This is a genomic window from Microbacterium sp. A93 (assembly GCF_051842835.1).
In genome coordinates, this window is record NZ_JBPXMT010000020.1 from 1 (window position 1) to 17,625 (window position 17,625).

Here is a 17,625-nt window from a genome sequence, read left to right on the forward strand (position 1 = left end):
GACCCAGTCATCACAACCAGGCCCGCAGGGCAACTTCTCTATCTTATCTGAGCCATTCAGCATGTCAAACCGACACGCCGTCAGACCCAAATTCGAGTAATTGTTCGAAGCTTAGAAAGCTTCAGGACAACTTCTCTAGTATATCCCTCCCGCAGAGGCTGTCAAATCGGCGCTTTCGGATCTAAGATCCGATGTGCAGCCGATAACTGCATCCACGAGGTGGGATCCTCAGCCTAGTCGCAAGCGACCAGGTCTCTCAAGTGAGAGATTCGAGGTGTTTCTCCGCTTGAGGGGGGTAAGGCTTTTCGGCCTTTCCGCTTCCCTGTGGGGCGAACAAGTAATAACTTACGCGGGATCCGGGAGAGGGGCAAATCGGGCCGGTATCCCTGGCGTGTCGCACGGTCTGCGCCGCCCCCTGGGTACGCAGAAGGGCCCCTGCCGCAACAGCAGGGGCCCTTCTCGAGTCATGCTCAGATGGCGTTGACGTCCAGCGGGATGCCGGGGCCGAACGTGGTCGACACTGCACCCTTCTGGATGTAGCGACCCTTTGCACTCGACGGCTTGAGGCGAACGATCTCCTCAAGCGCTGTGCTGATGTTCTCATCAAGCTGCTCAGCGGTGAAGGAGGCCTTGCCGACGACGAAGTGCACGTTGGAGTGCTTGTCGACGCGGAACTCGATCTTGCCGCCCTTGATCTCCTCGACGGCCTTAGCCGTGTTCGGAGTCACAGTGCCGGTCTTCGGGTTCGGCATAAGACCACGGGGGCCAAGAACCTTACCGAGACGACCAACCTGGCCCATGAGCTCAGGGGTCGAGACAGCGGAGTCGAAGTCGGTCCAACCTGCGGCGACCTTCTCGATGAGCTCGGCGCCGCCGACCTCATCTGCACCTGCGGCAATTGCTGCCTCAGCCGCGGGGCCCGTGGCGAACACGATGACGCGAGCGGTCTTGCCGGTGCCGTGCGGGAGGATGACGGTGCCACGCACCATCTGGTCCGCCTTGCGCGGGTCAACAGCGAGCTTCAGCGCGACCTCAACGGTCGAGTTGAACTTCGCCGAGCCGGTCTCCTTCGCGAGAGCAACAGCCTCGGTCGGAGTGTAGAAACGGTCTGCCTCGATCTTGTCGACAGCAGCCTTGTAAGCCTTGGACTTTGCCATGATTATTCCCCTTAGCCCTCGACCGTGATGCCCATGGAGCGGGCTGTTCCGGCGATGATCTTCGAGGCAGCCTCGATGTCGTTCGCGTTCAGGTCAGCCTGCTTGGTCTCAGCGATCTGGCGGACCTGGTCCTTGGTGATCTTTGCGACCTTGACCGTGTGCGGTGTAGCCGAGCCCTTGGCGACGCCTGCCGCCTTCTTGATGAGCTCTGCTGCCGGCGGGGTCTTCAGGATGAACGTGAAGCTGCGGTCCTCGTAGACAGTGATCTCGACGGGGACGACGTTGCCGCGCTGCGACTCGGTCGCGGCGTTGTACGCCTTGCAGAATTCCATGATGTTCACGCCGTGCTGACCGAGCGCGGGGCCGATCGGCGGTGCTGGGTTGGCTGCGCCGGCGTTGATCTGAAGCTTGATCAGGCCGGTCACCTTCTTCTTAGGTGCCATTTCCTCTTCCTTTCATCGAACGGATGCTGGACCTTTGACACACTGAGCATGTCGAGTGCATCAGGGACCAGCAGTGTTCTCCCACGAATCCGGCGATTCCGGACTGTGGTGTGTTCTGCGCACGCAAAAGCGCGCACAAACCACGTCAGTCTACCTCATCCGACTGCTGCTCTCTTTCACCGCTGTCGTCCGCGTAGGTGGCGGTGATCACTGCTCCCAGCTCGCGCAGTGCGCTGCGGACCTCGGGCGGTTCGATCACCTCGGCGACATTCGACCATCCGGCCAGCTGCTCCGCGAGAGCGCCGATGTTCTGCGCGCGCACTTCGAGTCTGACCGTTCCATCCCCCGGGGCGCGGTCAACGCTGATCTCGCCATCAATCACAACATCGCTATCAACCACGCGGCACAGAGTGCCAAACTTGTCCTGCATCGCGGCGGCCGAAGAGGTTGCCACCCGCACAACGGCGCGCGCGGCCCCGCGCTTGTCCTCCACCCGAGCCACCATCTGGGCCCACACCCGTGTCCGGTCGAACTCGTCCGGCGCCACTCCTCGAGCGCGAAGCACCTCCACGGCGAGAATACGATCGACGCGATAGGTACGCACCCGCACGGGGTCTGCGGTGTCCTGGCCATCGAGAGTCGGCGCGGCGATCAAGTACCACCGCTCCCCTCTGCTCCCGATGATCAACGGCACGAGTTCGGAGGTGCTGTCGCCGAGACGTCCGGCGTACGTGACGGTGATGCGGCGGTCTTCTGCGATCGCTCGTTGCAGCGCCTCAACAGCATCCGGAATTTCTGCTAGGTCGGCGATCCCCCACGCGGCACCCCGCATCGTGGCCGACACGATCCGCTGCGCGCTCTCCCGGAACGGTTGCGGCATCGCGCGCAGCACCTTGCGCATGGCAGCCTCACGTGCGGGCGAGGATCCACTGCTCTGGGTGAGACTTGCCAACAGCGCCGTCACTTCAGATGCGTTGAGTCCGGTGAGGTCTGTGCGCGATCCTCCGACCAGGCTCCAGCCGCCACCCTTTCCCCGAGATGGATACACCGGAACACCCGACGCCGACAGTGCCTCAAGGTCTCGTCGCGCGGTGGGAACCGAGACCTCGAGCGCAGCGGCGAGCTCCGCGGCCGTGATCCGAGGTCGACCCTGGAGCAGCAGCAGAGCCTGAATGAGTCGATCTGCGCGGATTTCCGAACTCTTTTCTAAAGTGATCAGTAGGTGATCACTTCACGCAGAAGCATAGAGGAAGCCATCCAACAGGAGAGGATCCACATGTTCCGCGGAATCGCGAATCTCAATCTCGTCGCCGACGACATGCCAGCAGCCATCGACTGGTACTCAACGGTCATGGGAACGCCGCCGTACTTCACCCGACCGGAAGGCGGGCCCGCCCAATATGCAGAGTGGCGCTTCGGGGATGACGAGGACGAGCTGGCACTCATGGATGCCCGGTTCCGCCCCGCGCTCGCACAACCGGGAGGTGCATTGGTCAATCTGCACGTCGACGACGTCGAAACGTCCTTCGCCCGCCTGCTCGCGCTCGGCGCCAGCACCTTCGACCCGGTGACCCAGCGGGGTGAAGGCTGGTGGTCAGCATCCGTGAGCGACCCGTTCGGGAACCTGATCGGGCTGATCCAGAGCCCGCATTGGGCGAGCAAGCACGCAGGCCAGAGCAAGCGCTGAGACCAACGACAAAGACGCCCCGCCGGCTGGAGCCGAGCGGGGCGTCTGTGACGACTATGCGTGGAGACCGTAATCGGTCTCAGAGCATCTTTGTGACCTGTTCGAACGACAGTTCAACCGGGGTCTCGCGCTCGAAGAGGGAGACGAGCACGGTGAGCTTGCCGCTCTCCGGCTTGATCTCGCTGATCGAACCGGGAAGGCCAGCGAACGAGCCTTCCTTGATCGTGATGGTCTCGCCGACCTCGAAGTCGACCTCAGCCGGGAGCGAGCGTGCAATAGCCATGCCACCCTTGGACTGCACGTTCTTCGCGGTCGGGATGTCCTTGACCTCGACGAGAGCCTTCAGCATGTTGAAGGCCTCTTCGAAGCGCAGCGGCGTCGGGTTGTGGGCGTTGCCCACGAAGCCGGTGACGCCAGGAGTGTGACGAACGACGGACCAGGTGTCCTCGGTGAGTTCCATGCGCACAAGCACGTAGCCGGGGATCCGGACGCGCGTGACCATCTTGCGCTGACCGTTCTTGATCTCGACGACGTCCTCCATCGGGACCTCGATCTGGTAGATGTCGTCCTCGACCTCGAGCGTCGACTTGCGCTGCTCGATGTTGGCCTTCACCTTGCGCTCGAAACCAGCGTAGGAGTGGATGACGTACCACTTGCCCGGGAGCATCCGCAGATCCATACGGAAGGCCTCATACGGGTCTTCTTCTTCTTCTTCGTCCTCGTCGTCGGCGTCCTCGTCGGTCGCGGCATCCTCATCGCCGTTCACGTCTGGGCCGTCGTAGGGAGCCACTTCATGTGCGGCTGCAGCCTCGAGGTCAGCAGTTTCTTCTGCCACTGCGTCGTTGAGGACCTCAGCGGCAGCTTCAGTTTCTGCAGCCTCGTCCAGGTTGAGAGCGTCGTTCACGATCGCGTCAGCCTCCGGGTCGTCGATGTCGATGTCTTCCGTGCCTTCTTCGTCCGCGTCATCCGCGTCGCCTTCGATGTGCAGCGCGACCTGCTCGGCCGGCGCAGACGACTGCTCCTCGGCGGCAAGCATGTTGCCTTCCTGAGCTTCGTCGTCCTCGCTGGACTGCTCCGCGGCGGTCGCCATGTCGGCGTCGTCGGAATATCGTTCAGACACGTTATTTCTTTCCATTCATTGCGGTGTAACCCGCGGGAGAGACGCTTACTGCGGCACTCCGAAGACCTGAGCTGTCAGCCACGAGAAGGCGGCGTCAAGGCCGTAGACCATGGCCATCATGATAGCCACGAACACCAACACGACCAGGGTGAACTTGAACAGTTCCTTGCGTGTGGGTGTGACGACCTTGCGCAGCTCGCCCATGACCTGACGGAAGAACAGCGCGAGCCGGCCGAAGAAGCCAAGCCTCTTCACGCCTGCGGCACCGCCTGACGCGACGATATCGCCGCGCGGGTCGTCCTGATCCATCCTGAATGTACCTTTCGTGTGTCAGCTTTGCGCTGACGCGCAGGGCGGACAGGAATCGAACCTGCAACCTGCGGTTTTGGAGACCGCTGCTCTGCCAATTGAGCTACCGCCCTAGAGACCTGGGGCCCCTGGATCTGCATCAGCCCCGCGCCCAAAGGCACAGGAAAAGAATGCAGATAACTGCTCCTCCAGTGTAGGGCATGCCGCGCGCCCCGGCGAACAAAGCAGGCTTCACACGGGGCGCCGCGGGTCAGAACAGCTGGCGCCAGTTGGCTTTGGCAAGATCGACAAGCTCATCGCCACGGCCGGACATCACCGTGCGAATGGCGAACAGGGCGAAGCCCTTGACCTGCTCGGCCGTGATCGCTGGCGGCATCGAGAGCTCCTGCCGTTCGGTGACGACGTCGAGTATCGCCGGGCCATCGTGGGCGAGCACCTCGCGCACGGCATCCGGCAGATCCTCACTGCGCTCCACTCTCCTGGCGAAGATGCCGAGCGCCTCGGCCACCGCCGCGAAGTTGGGGTTATCGAGGTCTGTCGCGTAGGTGACGAACCCGGCCGCCTTCATCTCGAGCTCGACGAAGTTGAGCGAGGAGTTATTCACCACGATCGTCTTCACCGGCAGCTTGTTCTGCGTCAGTGTGATGAGCTCGCCCAGCATCATCGACAGGCCGCCATCCCCGGCCAATGCGACCACCTGACGGTCCGGCTGCGCCGTCTGCGCGCCGATCCCGTGCATGAGCGCGTTCGCCATCGATCCGTGTACGAAGGAGCCGATCAGTCGGCGCCGACCATTCATGGTGAGATAGCGCGCGGCCCATACCGTCGGCGAGCCGACATCCGCAGTGAAGATCGCGTCATCGCTCGCTGCTTCGTCGAGCAGGCGCGCGAGATACTGCGGATGGATCGGGTTCTTCCCCCTGGAAGGCACAGCCAGCTCATCGAGCTTGGTGCGCGTCTTCCGGTAGTGCGCCACTGCGTCATCGAGATGTGCGCGATCGCTCTTCTCCGCGAGACGCGGGAGCAGGGCCTCTGCGGTCGCCTTCACGTCTCCAACGAGGCCGAGATCGAGCGGATGCCGCCTGCCGAGCTGCGATCCGCGGATATCAACCTGGATGGTGGTGGCGTGATCGGGGTAGAACTGCGCATAGGGGAAGTCGGTGCCCAGCAGCAGCACGGTGTCCGCGGCCTCCATCGCCCGATAGCCGGAGGCGAAGCCCAAAAGTCCGGTCATCCCGACGTCAAAGGGGTTGTCGTGCTCGATGAATTCCTTGCCGCGGAGAGAATGCACGATCGGCGCGCCGAGCCGGTCTGCCAGAGCGAGCACTTCGTCATGCGCGCCTTCGACGCCCGCACCGGCAAGGATCGTGATCTTCTTCGCCGCATTCAGCAACTGCGCGGCTTCGTCCAGTTCCGCGCCACTGGGCACGACCACGGGTTGAGTGCGCCGGATCACCGATGCGCGATCGACCGGCACCTCGGCGAGGGCGACTTCGCCGGGGATCACGATCACGGCGACGCCGCGCTGCTCGATGGCTGCGCGCATCGCGATCTCCAGGATGCGCGGCATCTGAATGGGGTCGGACACGAACTCGACGTACACGCTGCACTCGCGGAACAGCTCCTGCGGGTGGGTCTCTTGGAAGTAGCCGGTGCCGATCTCCTGCGTCGGGATGTGCGCGGCGATCGCCAGCACAGGAACGCGGGAGCGATTGGCGTCGAACAGGCCGTTGATCAGGTGCAGGTTTCCGGGGCCGCAGGAGCCGGCGACGACGGCGAGGTCGCCGGTGATCGCCGCATCCGCTGCCGCCGCGAACGCGGCTGATTCCTCGTGCCGCACATGCAGCCATCGGATGGTGCCGTCCTTACGGAGAGCGTCGGTGAACCCGTTCAGGGAATCACCGGGGAGACCGTAGACCCGATCGATGTTGTTGGCGCGAAGAGTATGGACGATGTTCTCGGCAACGGTGACCATGCCTCGAGGCTACCCTCGACCACATCGGCACGGGTCGTCTCAGCGACAACCCGCGGACTCGACCCTGAAAAAGAGCGAGAGACCCCGACATCCGTCTGGGGCGGATGCCGGGGCCTCTCGGGTCGGGGTGGTGTCAGCTCATCGGGATCGCTGCGTACAGGATCCAGGTGATCACAAACCCGGCGATGCCGAGCACGGTCGTCAGCGGCGTCCAGGTACGTAGACCATCCTTGACCGACAGTCCGAGGTACCGGGTGACCACCCAGAAGCCGGAGTCGTTCACGTGGCTGAGACCCAGCGCGCCGTAACCGATGGCGATCGCGACGAGCGCGACGTGGATCGTGTCAAGGCCGAGCACCGCAACCGACGGCAGCAGCAGGCCCGCGGTGGTCGTGATGGCCACAGTCGCCGAGCCCTGAGCTGCGCGCATGATGAGCGAGATGAGGAACGCGGCGAGCAACAGCGGCATGCCACTACCGGCGAGCAGCTGCGCAACAGCGCCGCCGATCCCGGTCTCGGTGAGGATCTTGCCGAAGGCACCACCGGCACCCGTGATGAGGATGATGACGGCAGCTGCGGGCAGCGCCGACTCCATGACCTCGCCGAGCTTTGCCGTGGACCAGCCACGACGAACACCGAGGAAGAACATCGCGGCGGCGATGGCAACCATGAGCGCGAAGATCGGCTGACCGATCATCGACAGGAAGCTGTTCCAGAAGGTGCCCGACTCGAACGCCGGGGCGACGGCAGTACCGAGCATGATCAGCACGAGCGGCAGCAGAATGAGCGCGAGCACGGTGTAGGCACTCGGCGCCTTCTCACCGTCGCGGAGACCGGCGTTGACGGAGGTCTTCTCGGTACCGAAGTTGTCGAACATCTCTTTCGTCGCCTCGATCATCGCGAACTCGCGACGGTTGAGGAACTTGCCAGCCCAGAACGCCAGCACGGCGAGCGGGATCGAGATCAGCAGCGAGAAGATCGTGACCCAGCCGACGTCGGCGCCGAGGATCGTCGCGCCTCCGACGATGCCGGGGTGCGGCGGCACAGCCACGTGCACGGCGAGCATGATGCCGGCCACGGGGAGGCCGAACTTGATCGGGTTGAGCCCCGCAACCTTCGAGAAGGCGAAGATGATCGGCACGAGGATGATGAATCCGGCATCGAAGAACACCGGGATCGCCAGGATGGCGGCGGCTGCGACGAGCGCAACACCGACCCGCTTCGGGCCCAGCCACTTCGTGAACTTGCCGGCGAGCGAGTCTGCGCCGCCGGAGAGTTCGATGATCTTGCCGAGCATCGAACCGAGAGCGACGAGCACGGCGACAGAGCCGAGCGTTCCGCCAACACCGGCGATGATCGCCTGGATGATGCCGAGCTGTTCGGGGTCGCTTTCCGTCGCGGCGATCGTCGTCATCGGCAGACCGGCTGCGAGGCCGACCACGATCGAGACGAGGATCAGGGCGTAGAAGGCCTGCATCTTGAAGCGGATGATCAGCAGGAGCAGCAGGGCAAGGCCTGCGATTCCGATCGCGATCAGCGCGGGAAGAGGGAGCGTCACTGGGTCTCTTCTTTCAGTTAATCCGGCGTGAGTGCGCCGAGTTTGTCTGTGGCGCGGTCGCGCCAGGGTCGGGTTGGTTCAGGAAAGACGGTTGGGGGCGATCACGCGGATCACAGCGGAGTCATCGTATGCGCCGAGGCCCTGGGCCTCACCGAGCAGGAACAGCTGCTCGGCGGCGTTTGCGACAGGAGTCGACAGGTGCGCGGCGCGTGCCGCGTTTCCGACGATGCCCATGTCCTTGACGAAGATGTCCAGGCGGCTGAGCACCTCGGCACCTTCTTCGTCGTAGGCCTGCAGGGAGCGCGGGCCACGGTTGCCGAGCATGAACGAGTTCGCCGCACCCGCGGTGAGCGCCTCGAGGGTCTTCTCACGGTCAAGGCCGAGAGCATCTGCGAGGGCAAGTGCCTCGGCTGCGGCGGCGATGTGCACACCGCACAGCAGCTGGTTGACAGTCTTCAGCGCCTGGCCGTCGCCCGGCTTCTCGCCAACGATCGACAGCGTCGAGGCGAGCTGGTCGAGCACCGGGCGTGCAACCGCGAGGGCTGCCGGGGTCGCGCCGACCACGATCAGCAGGTCGCCTTCACCAGCGCGTACGGGACCGCCGGAAAGCGGAGCATCCACCAGCTCGGCGCCATGCTCGGCGAGGCGATCGGCGATCTCGCCGATGCCGTCGGTGCCGACGGTGCTGGTGAGGATGACCACTGCACCCTCCGCAAGGTGCGAAGCGAGTGCTGTCTCGCCGAAGAGCAGATCATTCAGCTGCGACCCGTTGCGCACGGCGACGAGCACTGCCTGGGCGTCTGCCACGGCTTCGGCTGCAGATGACGCCGGCTTCACGCCCTTCTCAGCGGCGAGAGTGATGCGCTCGGCTGCGATGTCGAAACCGCGCACCTCAAAGCGCTCGGCGAGGCGGGTTGCCATCGGCAGGCCCATGGCTCCGAGGCCGATAACGGCGACAGTAGAGGTCATTTCAGTTCCTTTCAATTCTTCGGTTCGCAATTCTCACTTCGCGATTCTCAGTTCGCGATTCTCACTTGGCATCGGCGAGCGTCGCGACGACGCGGGCCAACGAGTCAGGATCGCCGACGTTGCCGGCAAAGACGATGTACGGGATGCCGACGGCAGGTCCGGTCTGGGGCTGCCAGAGCGAGACGAGGCCGGGGAGCATCGGGCCGAGCACGGTGGCACGGCGAATCTCGAGCGCCTCACTGGCGACGTCACTCGAAGTGATGCCGCCCTTGGCGATCACGAACCGCGGCGGCGCGATCGCCAGCACGCGGCGGACCAGTTCGACGACGCCGCTGGAGACCTTGCGGGCGATCTCGAGGCTCTCATCGCCATCGGCGCCGGTCACGAGTTCGCGCGTGGTGTGCACGATGACCGATCCGTTCGCGAGGGCTGCCGCGACGGCATCCGCCTGTGCATCGAGATGTGCCTCACGACGGTCGTCGATGAGGCTGCGCACGTCGAGTTCGATCGTCGCCGTGTCTGGACGCTGCCGGCGCAGCTCATCGAGCTGCTGGGTGGTGAGCGGCACGTGGCTGCCGACCACGACGAGTCCGCCGCGGTCGTAGGCGAACGGGATGTCCTCAGCGCGCACTGGCTCGGCGATGTCCTGGCCGATGTGGGCGCGCACATACGGCGGGCCCACGCGCAGCAGCACTGCGCGATCCTGCATCCGGTGCAGCGCGAGCGCGACGACACGCATGTCGGATTCCTCCACGACATCGACCGCGATGACAGAGCCGGACGGCACGTCTCGCAGAAAGGATGCCACGGCGTCGACGCCGGCACGGATGATGTCGATCGTGAGGGCGGCGACCTGACCTGCCGGTATGCGCCCTCCGGTCTTCTCCGCGACCCAATCACGCAGGTTGGACGATGCGAAACCGAAGGTCGCATCCTTTGCGAACGGGGTCTCCCCGACCGGCGTCGCTTCGTCTCCGACGACCCAGTAGTGCACGGAGTCGACCGTGATGCGACCGGCGTCGGGGAAGGCGGGGACGATCAGCGTGAGCTCGGGGGCGGCGCCGCCGTGGGCGACGATCTCTGCCGAGAGGACGTCGGTCTCGAGCGGGAAGTGACCGCGCAGCGTCGAGTCACCCCGCGAAACGAAGGTCACGTTTCGCCCCGCCTCGGATGCCGCGGCCAGCGCGACGGCGACGACCTCGCGGTTGCGCTGTGCGGCGGTCTCCTCATCAAGGGAGCGAGTGTTGGTGAGCACGTAGACGGCGGGAGCGCTCGTGGCGAATGCGCCGGCGAGGTCCTCGTGTTCCCAGCGGGTGAGCACCGGGAGATTCGCGACCGACTGCGTGCCGGTGGGGTCATCGTCCAGGACGACGAGCACTCCGCGCGGATCAAGAGAAGCGCGCACCTCGGCGGCGTCGATCTCGACAGGTGCCGGCAGCGAGGCGAGAAGCGCATCGACGTGCACAGGAACTCCTTCGTTCAGAGATGATTCTGATGATTCGGCGGGATTCGGCGGGATTCGACGAGATTTGGCCGGATTTGGCCGGATTCGGCGGGGCTATCCGATATCAGATAACGAGGTTACGCCTAAATCTGCTCCCTGGCAACCGGGCGTGCCTGGCTGTTCGCCTGACACTTCGGCTGTTCGCCTTCTACTCGCCGAGTACGTAGTGCAGCAGATCAGCCCTGGTCTGGCGCATGTGGCTGGCCATCGCCTCTCGCGCAGCATCCGCAGAACCGGTGCGCATGGCGTCCAACACGGCGGCGTGCTCGACGATCGCGTGCTCGCGGATATCGCGCACCGAACTGGTCTCGCTGCGCGAGTCCTCCAGCATCGCGGTCAGCGGACGAACGGATGCCACAAGGATGCGGTTGTCTGCGGCCGCGAAGATCACGTCGTGAAAGGCGAGGTCCGCGTCAACAAATCCGGGGACATCGCCGTGCGCGTGCGCCGAGCGCATCTTCTCCAGGTGGGTCGTCAACTGTGCGAGGTGCGCGGGAGTGCACTTGGGCGCGGCGAGCTCTGCTGCGCCCGTCTCGAACATCACGCGCATGTCGATGAGGTCGAGCGAGGAGCGCCGACGTGCTCCCCCGCTGCGCGAGTACCGGACGACGGCTTCGAGCCCTGTCCATTCATCCACCGGAGCTACCCGGTGCCGACTGCCTGGCACTGGCACGATGACACCCTGCGCCTGCAGCAGCCGCACGCCTTCACGCAGTGTCAGCCGCGAGACCCCGAGCAGGGTGGCGAGGTCTGCTTCGGCGGGCAGCGTTTCACCCGCCACGAGGCGCCCGGCGATGATCGCATCGAGCAAGCCGTCCACGACGGACTGCGTGCGGGAGACGCGTTCGGGCTTCATGCATCCAAGGTAGCGCGGCGGGCGGGGTTCTCGCGCGCCGCACACTTGCAGGGCGGATGCACGGATGCAGGGCGACACGCCGCGTTTTGGCCCTGCATCCGTTCGATCGCCCTGCAGGTGTGCAGGTTTCAGGTTTCAGGTTTCAGGTTTCAGGTTTCAGGTTTCAGGTTTCAGGAGCTCACGCCGTGCGGATGAGCTTCTTGTTCACGAACTCGTCGGCGGCCAGCATCCCCAGCTCGCGCGAGGTACCGCTGCGCTTCACGCCGCCGAAGGGCAGCTCCGGGCTGTCGGCGAGTACGAGGTTGACGTAGACCATGCCCGCCTCGATGCGGTCTGCCACGCGCTCGGCCTGTGCGGCGTCGGTCGTGAAGACGTAGGAGCCGAGTCCGAAGGGCGTGTCGTTCGCGATCGCGACGGCCGCGTCCTCATCTGCCGCGCGATATACGACGCCCGCCGGGCCGAACAATTCCTCGCGATATACGTCCATCTCGGGCGTGACATCTGCGAGCACGGTCGGGTCGAAAAACGCACCCCTGCGGGTACCGCCGGTGAGCAACGTCGCCCCCTGCACGAGCGCACGACCGATCTGCGACTGCAACCGTTCGGCCGCGGCAAGCGACGACAGCGGACCGAGCACGGTGTCTTCCTCCATCGGGTCCGAGGGGCGCACTGCGGCGAGCGCGGCGACGAACTTTTCCACGAAGGCGTCATATAGCCCGTCGATGATGATGAAGCGCTTGGCACCGTTGCAGGACTGTCCGTTGTTGTCGAGCCGCGCATCCACGGCGGCTTGCACCACGGCATCCAGATCGTCTGTGGAAAGCAGGATGAACGGGTCTGATCCGCCGAGTTCGAGCGCGACCTTCTTCAGGTGGCGTCCGGCGACCTCGGCGACGGCGGCGCCGGCGCGCTCGGATCCGGTGACCGACACTCCTCGCACGCGCGGGTCAGCGATGATCGTCGCCGCCTGCTCGTTGCTCGCGTAGACGTTGATGTAGGCACCGTCGGGGAGACCGGCATCCCGATAGATCGCCTCGAGCGCGGCCGACGACTCCGGGCACTGCGGCGCATGCTTGAGGATGATCGTGTTGCCGAGCGCGAGGTTCGGCGCCGCGAAGCGTGCCACCTGGTAGGCCGGGAAGTTCCACGGCATGATGCCCAGCAGCGCGCCCAGCGGCGAGCGGCGGATCACCGCCGTGCCGTCGCCGAGGATCTGCAGCGGCTGATCGGCGGTGATCTGCTCGATGTTGTCGGCGTAGTACTCGATGATGTCGGCGGCGAAGTCGACCTCGCCCTCGGCCGCGGCAATGGGCTTGCCCATCTCGCGCACGATGATTGCGGAGAGCTCCGCGCTGCGTTCGCGGTGCAGCGCGGAGATCCGACGAATCACGACGGCGCGCTCTGCGGGCGACCTGGCACCCCAGACGGATGCTGCCGCATGCGCGCGCGCGACAGCATCCTCAATCTGAGCATCCGAGAAGGTGTCATACGTGGCGAGGGTCTCCCCCGTCGCCGGGTTCACAACGGCGTATTCGGTCATGGCGTTCTCCCTCAGCTGTTCGGGATGAGCGTGTATTTCGTGGACAGGTACTCGTGGATGCCCTCGGCACCGCCCTCGCGGCCGATGCCGGATTGCTTGACCCCGCCGAAGGGCGCGGCCGCGTTCGAGACGACCCCGACGTTGAGGCCCATCATGCCGGTCTCGAGCGCGTCGATCATGCGGTGACCGCGGGCGAGATCCTCGGTGAAGACGTACGAGACCAGGCCATACTCGGTGTCATTCGCCAGGCGCACACCTTCCTCTTCGGTCTCGAAGGTGGCGATCGCCAGCACCGGGCCGAAGATCTCCTCACGCAGGATGTCACTGCCCGCGACGACATCGGTGATCACGGTCGGCTGGAAGAAGGTACCTTCTCCCTCGATGGCATATCCGCCGGCAAGCAGGCGGGCACCCCGCTTGACAGCGTCATCCACAAGAGCGGATGCCTTGGCCACAGCATCCGCATCGATCAGCGGACCGATCGTGACACCGTCCTCAGTGCCGCGTCCGATCGTCATGGCCTTGACCCGCTCGGAGACCCGATCCGCAAACTCCGCAGCGACGGATGCGTGCACGATGAAGCGATTCGCCGCCGTGCAGGCCTGGCCGATGTTGCGGAACTTCGCCGCCATCGCACCGTCGACTGCCTTGTCGAGATCGGCATCCTCGAAGACGACGAACGGCGCGTTGCCACCGAGCTCCATCGAGACGCGCAGCACGCCCTCGGCCGCCTGCGCGATCAACTTGCGGCCGACCTCGGTCGATCCGGTGAATGAGAGCTTGCGCAGCCGCGGGTCGGCGATGATCGGCGCCGATACCTTCGATGACGTCGACGTCTGCACGACATTGACGACGCCCTTGGGGAGCCCCGCCTCTTGGAGCAGCTTGGTGAAGAAGATCGTCGTCAGCGGCGTGAGCGCCGGTGGCTTGATCACGACGGTGCAGCCGGCGGCGAGCGCGGGTGCGATCTTGCGCGTCGCCATCGCGAAGGGGAAGTTCCACGGCGTGATGAAGAATGACGGCCCGACCGGACGCTGCGAGACGATCATCTGCCCCGTGCCCTCGGGGTTGCTGCCGTAGCGGCCCGAGATGCGCACGGCTTCTTCGCTGAACCAGCGCAGGAACTCGCCACCGTAGACAACTTCTCCGCGCGCCTCGGCGAGCGGCTTGCCCATCTCGAGCGTCATCAGCAGCGCGAGGTCTTCCTTGTGCGCCTGCACGAGATCGAATGCGCGGCGCAGGATGTTGCTGCGCTCCCGTGCCGGGGTCAGCGCCCACCCCTCTTGCGCGGCGACGGCTGCGTCAAGGGCGCGGATGCCGTCGGCCGGGGTCGCATCGGCAATCGAGCGAATCACGGCATTGGTCGCCGGGTCGTGCACGTCGAAAGTGCGACCACCTTCGGCTTCGACCCACTCTCCGCCGATGAAGAGGCCGGTCGGGATGCTGTCGAGCAGTGCGTGCTCGTTCGGTGCGATGGTACTCATGGTCACTCCTCGGGTGGGGCGGTGTGTCTTCAGTGTGCGGCGAGCGCGGCGGCGACGACGTCGAGGCCCTCGTTCAGCAGATCGTCGCTGATGGCCAGCGGGGGAAGGAAGCGGATGACGTTGCCGAACGTCCCGCAGGTGAGGACGATCACGCCCTGGGCAATGCACGCCTTCGCGATAGCGGCGGTGAGCGCAGCATCCGGGGCATTCGTGGTGGGATCGACGAACTCGATCGCCGTCATTGCCCCGCGCCCACGGACGTCGCCGATGCGCGAATCTGCAACCTGCAGGGCGTTCAGTCGCAGGTGCAGCAGTGTGCCGATCTGCTGTGCGCGTTGCAGCATCCCGTCGTTTTCGAAGACGTCGATCGCGGCAAGGGCGGCAGCGCACGCGATCGGGTTGCCGCCGTAGGTGCCGCCGAGTCCGCCGGCGTGGGTGGCATCCATGATCTCGGCACGCCCGGTGACGGCGGCGAGCGGGAGTCCACCCGCGATGCCCTTCGCGGTGGCGATGAGGTCTGGTTCGATGCCGAACTGCTCGCTGGCGAACATCGTGCCGGTGCGGGCGAAGCCGGTCTGCACCTCGTCGGCGATGAAGACGACGCCGTTCGCGCGGCACCATTCGACGATGGCGGGGAGGAATCCGTCTGCGGGGACGATGAAGCCGCCCTCCCCCTGGATCGGCTCGATCAGTACGGCAGCAGTGCTGTCGGCGCCCACCTGCTTCTCGATCACGGCGATCGCGCGGGCGGCGGCCTCAGCGCCGGAGAGCCCGTCACGGAACGGGTAAGACAGGGGCGCACGGTAGACCTCGGGGGCGAACGGGCCGAAGCCGCTCTTGTACGGCATGGCCTTCGCCGTGAGCGCCATCGTCAGGTTGGTGCGGCCGTGGTATCCGTGCTCGAAGGCAATGATGGCGGGGCGTCCGGTGTGCTTACGGGCGATCTTGACGGCGTTCTCGACGGCCTCGGCGCCGGAGTTGAACAGCGCGGTCTTCTTCGCGAAGCTTCCGGGTGTGAGGCGGTTGAGTGCCTCGGCGACGGCGATGTACTCCTCGTAGGGGGAGATCATGAAACACGTGTGCGTGAAGCGCGCGGCTTGGGCTGCGATCGCGGCTGCAACCTTCGGATGCGCGTTGCCGATCGTCGTGACGGCGATGCCACTGCCGAGGTCGATGAGGGAGTTGCCGTCGGCATCCACCACGACTCCCCCGCCCGCGGCCACGGCGGCGATCGGCACGGTGTGTGCGACGCCCGTGGGCACCGCATCCGCCTTGCGCGCGAGGATCTCTGCCGAGCGGGGGCCGGGCAGCGCCGTGACGAGGCGGCGCTCCTGGGCGAGGGCGGGTCCGCCGACCGAGGTGACATCGATGAGGGTCATGCTCGTGAGCGTATGCCTGTGACGTGCGGAAAGCATTCGCCTGCTCGTACAATCTTTGATACGACTTAACCGGTTCGTATAACAGCTCGATGGGGAGGCCCGATGGATCAGCCGACGCTACGCGGACTGCTGCGCGATTCCGGACTTGGGTTGCGATTGGTCTCGGGAGATCCGGATGCCCTGGACCGACCGCTGCGCTGGGTGCACTCCACCGACCTCACCGATCCGACGCCATTTCTTGCGGATGATCTGGCACTGCTCACGACCGGAAGCCAGCTCGACGGATCCGTAACGGCATCTGCGTATGTCGCGCAGTTGACTGCGCGGGGTGTTGTCGGCCTCGGGTTCGGCACCGGGGTTCAGTATCCTGAAGTTCCTGCCGACCTAGTCGCCGCATGCACCGAATCAGGGCTGCCGCTGTTCGAGGTGCCGTACCGTACGCCGTTCATCGCCGTTGCCCGTGCGCACGCCGAAGCGATTGCTGCGCAGGCATACGCCCGACGGAGCTGGGCGCTGGACACACAGCGGGCGCTGGCCGTGGCGGCCCTTCGCAGGCACGGACTGGCCGCGATCATCAGTGAACTCGGTCGCCGGCTCGACGCGTGGGTGGCGATGTTCGACGCATCCGGCACGCTCACGATCGAGCATCCGCCGGGCGGGGTCTCCGCCACGACGCGAGAGGTCGTTGCAGGACACGTCGCGGAAGTGCTGACACGAGGAGCAGAGACCGGGCGCTCGATCGTGGTCGACGAGCAGACGATGCAGCTGTTCACGCTCGGCCGCCCGCGAGGTCTGCGTGGCGTCATCGCGATCGCCGCGGCTTCGCTGGATGCCGAGGCGCGCGCCGTTGTCACGTCGGTCATCGCGATGGCGGGGCTGGCCCTCGAGCAGACCGATCGGCTCGTCAGCGAACGCCGCCGCCTGCACGCACAGCTGCTTCAGTCCCTCTTGCTCGACGATGAGACGCTCGCCCAGCGCGTGCTGTCGTCGCTGCCGACCGGGCCGGTCATCGTGGCGGTGGCAGTGGATGCCCTCCCCGAAGCGCTCGAGGAATGGTGGGAACGACGGCGCGCAGAGCGCGGATCGCGGTCGTTCCTCGCGGTGTCGGATGACGGCTCGGGCTCTACGAACGGCATGGTGATCTGCCTGCCGGAGGCGGATGCTGTGTTGCTCGACGAGGCAGCGGAACGCTTCGGCATCCGCATCGGGGTCTCGGAAGCGACCTCGTACTCGGCGTTCTCCCGCGCGCATGCGCAGGCGCTCAGTGCGCTGCGTCGAGGTGCGGTTGCGGGTGGCGCGGGCGGGGCGATTCGCTTCGCCGATACGGCGGCCTCCGGCATCCTGTCTGCCCTCACTACCGACGATGCGCGCCTGATCGCCGAGTCACGGCTTGCACCGCTGCGCTCGGGCGATGCGGATCTCGAACAGTCGCTGCGGGTCTGGCTGGAGCACGACGCCCGGTTCGAATCCGCCGCGTCGGCTCTCGGCATCCATCGCCATACGCTCCGCTCGCGCGTAGCGAAGGCCGCGCGGCTACTGGGCCTGGACCTGAGCACCTTCCCGGCCCGAGCGGAACTGTGGGCGCTGCTACGCGCAGCCAGCCACTAAGCCACGAGAATGCGTTTCCCGTATGAGACGGACCTT

The 17,625-nt window shown here is 65.4% G+C and carries 15 protein-coding genes and 1 tRNA gene; 2 read left to right on the forward strand and 14 right to left on the reverse strand.

Annotated features, from left to right (window positions below):
• Positions 1–470: 470 nt before the first annotated feature.
• The 3 genes from rplA to ACSU1G_RS33700 form a co-directional block, all read right to left on the reverse strand.
• Positions 471–1,160: a 50S ribosomal protein L1 gene (gene rplA / locus ACSU1G_RS33690; protein WP_439286038.1), complete on the reverse strand. Its 690-nt coding sequence runs from the start codon at positions 1,158–1,160 to the stop codon at positions 471–473.
• Between the two features lie 8 nt (positions 1,161–1,168).
• Complete coding sequence (gene rplK / locus ACSU1G_RS33695) at positions 1,169–1,600, reverse strand: 50S ribosomal protein L11 (RefSeq protein ID WP_439285883.1); 432 nt, start codon at positions 1,598–1,600, stop codon at positions 1,169–1,171.
• Positions 1,601–1,745: 145 nt separating this feature from the next.
• On the reverse strand, positions 1,746–2,819 hold the full coding sequence (locus tag ACSU1G_RS33700; protein ID WP_439286040.1) for a helix-turn-helix transcriptional regulator: 1,074 nt from the start codon (positions 2,817–2,819) through the stop codon (positions 1,746–1,748).
• Between the two features lie 57 nt (positions 2,820–2,876).
• Here ACSU1G_RS33700 and ACSU1G_RS33705 point away from each other — a divergent pair, with 57 nt between their 5' ends.
• The gene (locus tag ACSU1G_RS33705; RefSeq protein ID WP_439285884.1) at positions 2,877–3,287 is read left to right on the forward strand and encodes a VOC family protein; all 411 of its coding nucleotides are present in this window, start codon (positions 2,877–2,879) and stop codon (positions 3,285–3,287) included.
• Between the two features lie 79 nt (positions 3,288–3,366).
• Here the strand turns inward: ACSU1G_RS33705 and nusG are convergent, their stop codons facing one another.
• The 11 genes from nusG to gabT form a co-directional block, all read right to left on the reverse strand.
• Positions 3,367–4,407: a transcription termination/antitermination protein NusG gene (gene nusG, locus ACSU1G_RS33710; protein ID WP_439285886.1), complete on the reverse strand. Its 1,041-nt coding sequence runs from the start codon at positions 4,405–4,407 to the stop codon at positions 3,367–3,369.
• 45 nt (positions 4,408–4,452) lie between these two features.
• Positions 4,453–4,716: a preprotein translocase subunit SecE gene (gene secE, locus ACSU1G_RS33715; RefSeq protein WP_439285888.1), complete on the reverse strand. Its 264-nt coding sequence runs from the start codon at positions 4,714–4,716 to the stop codon at positions 4,453–4,455.
• A 40-nt stretch (positions 4,717–4,756) separates the two neighbouring features.
• Positions 4,757–4,829: transfer RNA gene (locus ACSU1G_RS33720), tRNA-Trp, on the reverse strand.
• A 137-nt stretch (positions 4,830–4,966) separates the two neighbouring features.
• Positions 4,967–6,691 (reverse strand): ubiquinone-dependent pyruvate dehydrogenase, encoded by a 1,725-nt coding sequence (gene poxB, locus ACSU1G_RS33725; RefSeq protein ID WP_439285889.1) that lies wholly within the window; start codon positions 6,689–6,691, stop codon positions 4,967–4,969.
• Between the two features lie 133 nt (positions 6,692–6,824).
• Positions 6,825–8,249, reverse strand: a complete 1,425-nt coding sequence (locus ACSU1G_RS33730) for a GntP family transporter (RefSeq protein ID WP_439285891.1) — start codon at positions 8,247–8,249, stop codon at positions 6,825–6,827.
• 78 nt (positions 8,250–8,327) lie between these two features.
• Positions 8,328–9,218, reverse strand: coding sequence for an NAD(P)-dependent oxidoreductase (locus ACSU1G_RS33735; protein WP_439285893.1), 891 nt, complete (start codon positions 9,216–9,218; stop codon positions 8,328–8,330).
• 61 nt (positions 9,219–9,279) lie between these two features.
• A complete protein-coding gene (locus ACSU1G_RS33740; protein ID WP_439285895.1) occupies positions 9,280–10,683 on the reverse strand; it encodes a four-carbon acid sugar kinase family protein in 1,404 nt (467 codons plus the stop codon).
• Positions 10,684–10,870: 187 nt separating this feature from the next.
• Positions 10,871–11,578, reverse strand: coding sequence for a FadR/GntR family transcriptional regulator (locus ACSU1G_RS33745; protein ID WP_439285897.1), 708 nt, complete (start codon positions 11,576–11,578; stop codon positions 10,871–10,873).
• Positions 11,579–11,756: 178 nt separating this feature from the next.
• Positions 11,757–13,118, reverse strand: coding sequence for an NAD-dependent succinate-semialdehyde dehydrogenase (locus ACSU1G_RS33750; RefSeq protein WP_439285899.1), 1,362 nt, complete (start codon positions 13,116–13,118; stop codon positions 11,757–11,759).
• An 11-nt stretch (positions 13,119–13,129) separates the two neighbouring features.
• Positions 13,130–14,602 carry an NAD-dependent succinate-semialdehyde dehydrogenase gene (locus tag ACSU1G_RS33755; RefSeq protein ID WP_439285901.1) on the reverse strand — a complete coding sequence of 491 codons (1,473 nt, stop codon included), beginning with the start codon at positions 14,600–14,602 and terminating at the stop codon, positions 13,130–13,132.
• Between the two features lie 29 nt (positions 14,603–14,631).
• Complete coding sequence (gene gabT, locus ACSU1G_RS33760; protein WP_439285903.1) at positions 14,632–15,981, reverse strand: 4-aminobutyrate--2-oxoglutarate transaminase; 1,350 nt, start codon at positions 15,979–15,981, stop codon at positions 14,632–14,634.
• A 102-nt stretch (positions 15,982–16,083) separates the two neighbouring features.
• On the opposite strand from gabT, the gene ACSU1G_RS33765 reads away from it, so the two are divergent.
• The gene (locus ACSU1G_RS33765; RefSeq protein ID WP_439285905.1) at positions 16,084–17,589 is read left to right on the forward strand and encodes a PucR family transcriptional regulator; all 1,506 of its coding nucleotides are present in this window, start codon (positions 16,084–16,086) and stop codon (positions 17,587–17,589) included.
• Positions 17,590–17,625: the final 36 nt, after the last annotated feature.

Coding starts and splice junctions, on each gene's coding strand:
- ACSU1G_RS33745 (WP_439285897.1), bottom strand. CDS start 11,578: ATGAAGCCCGAACGCGTCTCCCGCACGCAGTCCGTCGTGGACGGCTTG.
- rplK (WP_439285883.1), bottom strand. CDS start 1,600: ATGGCACCTAAGAAGAAGGTGACCGGCCTGATCAAGCTTCAGATCAAC.
- ACSU1G_RS33755 (WP_439285901.1), bottom strand. CDS start 14,602: ATGAGTACCATCGCACCGAACGAGCACGCACTGCTCGACAGCATCCCG.
- ACSU1G_RS33765 (WP_439285905.1), top strand. CDS start 16,084: ATGGATCAGCCGACGCTACGCGGACTGCTGCGCGATTCCGGACTTGGG.
- poxB (WP_439285889.1), bottom strand. CDS start 6,691: ATGGTCACCGTTGCCGAGAACATCGTCCATACTCTTCGCGCCAACAAC.
- gabT (WP_439285903.1), bottom strand. CDS start 15,981: ATGACCCTCATCGATGTCACCTCGGTCGGCGGACCCGCCCTCGCCCAG.
- secE (WP_439285888.1), bottom strand. CDS start 4,716: ATGGATCAGGACGACCCGCGCGGCGATATCGTCGCGTCAGGCGGTGCC.
- ACSU1G_RS33705 (WP_439285884.1), top strand. CDS start 2,877: ATGTTCCGCGGAATCGCGAATCTCAATCTCGTCGCCGACGACATGCCA.
- ACSU1G_RS33750 (WP_439285899.1), bottom strand. CDS start 13,118: ATGACCGAATACGCCGTTGTGAACCCGGCGACGGGGGAGACCCTCGCC.
- ACSU1G_RS33735 (WP_439285893.1), bottom strand. CDS start 9,218: ATGACCTCTACTGTCGCCGTTATCGGCCTCGGAGCCATGGGCCTGCCG.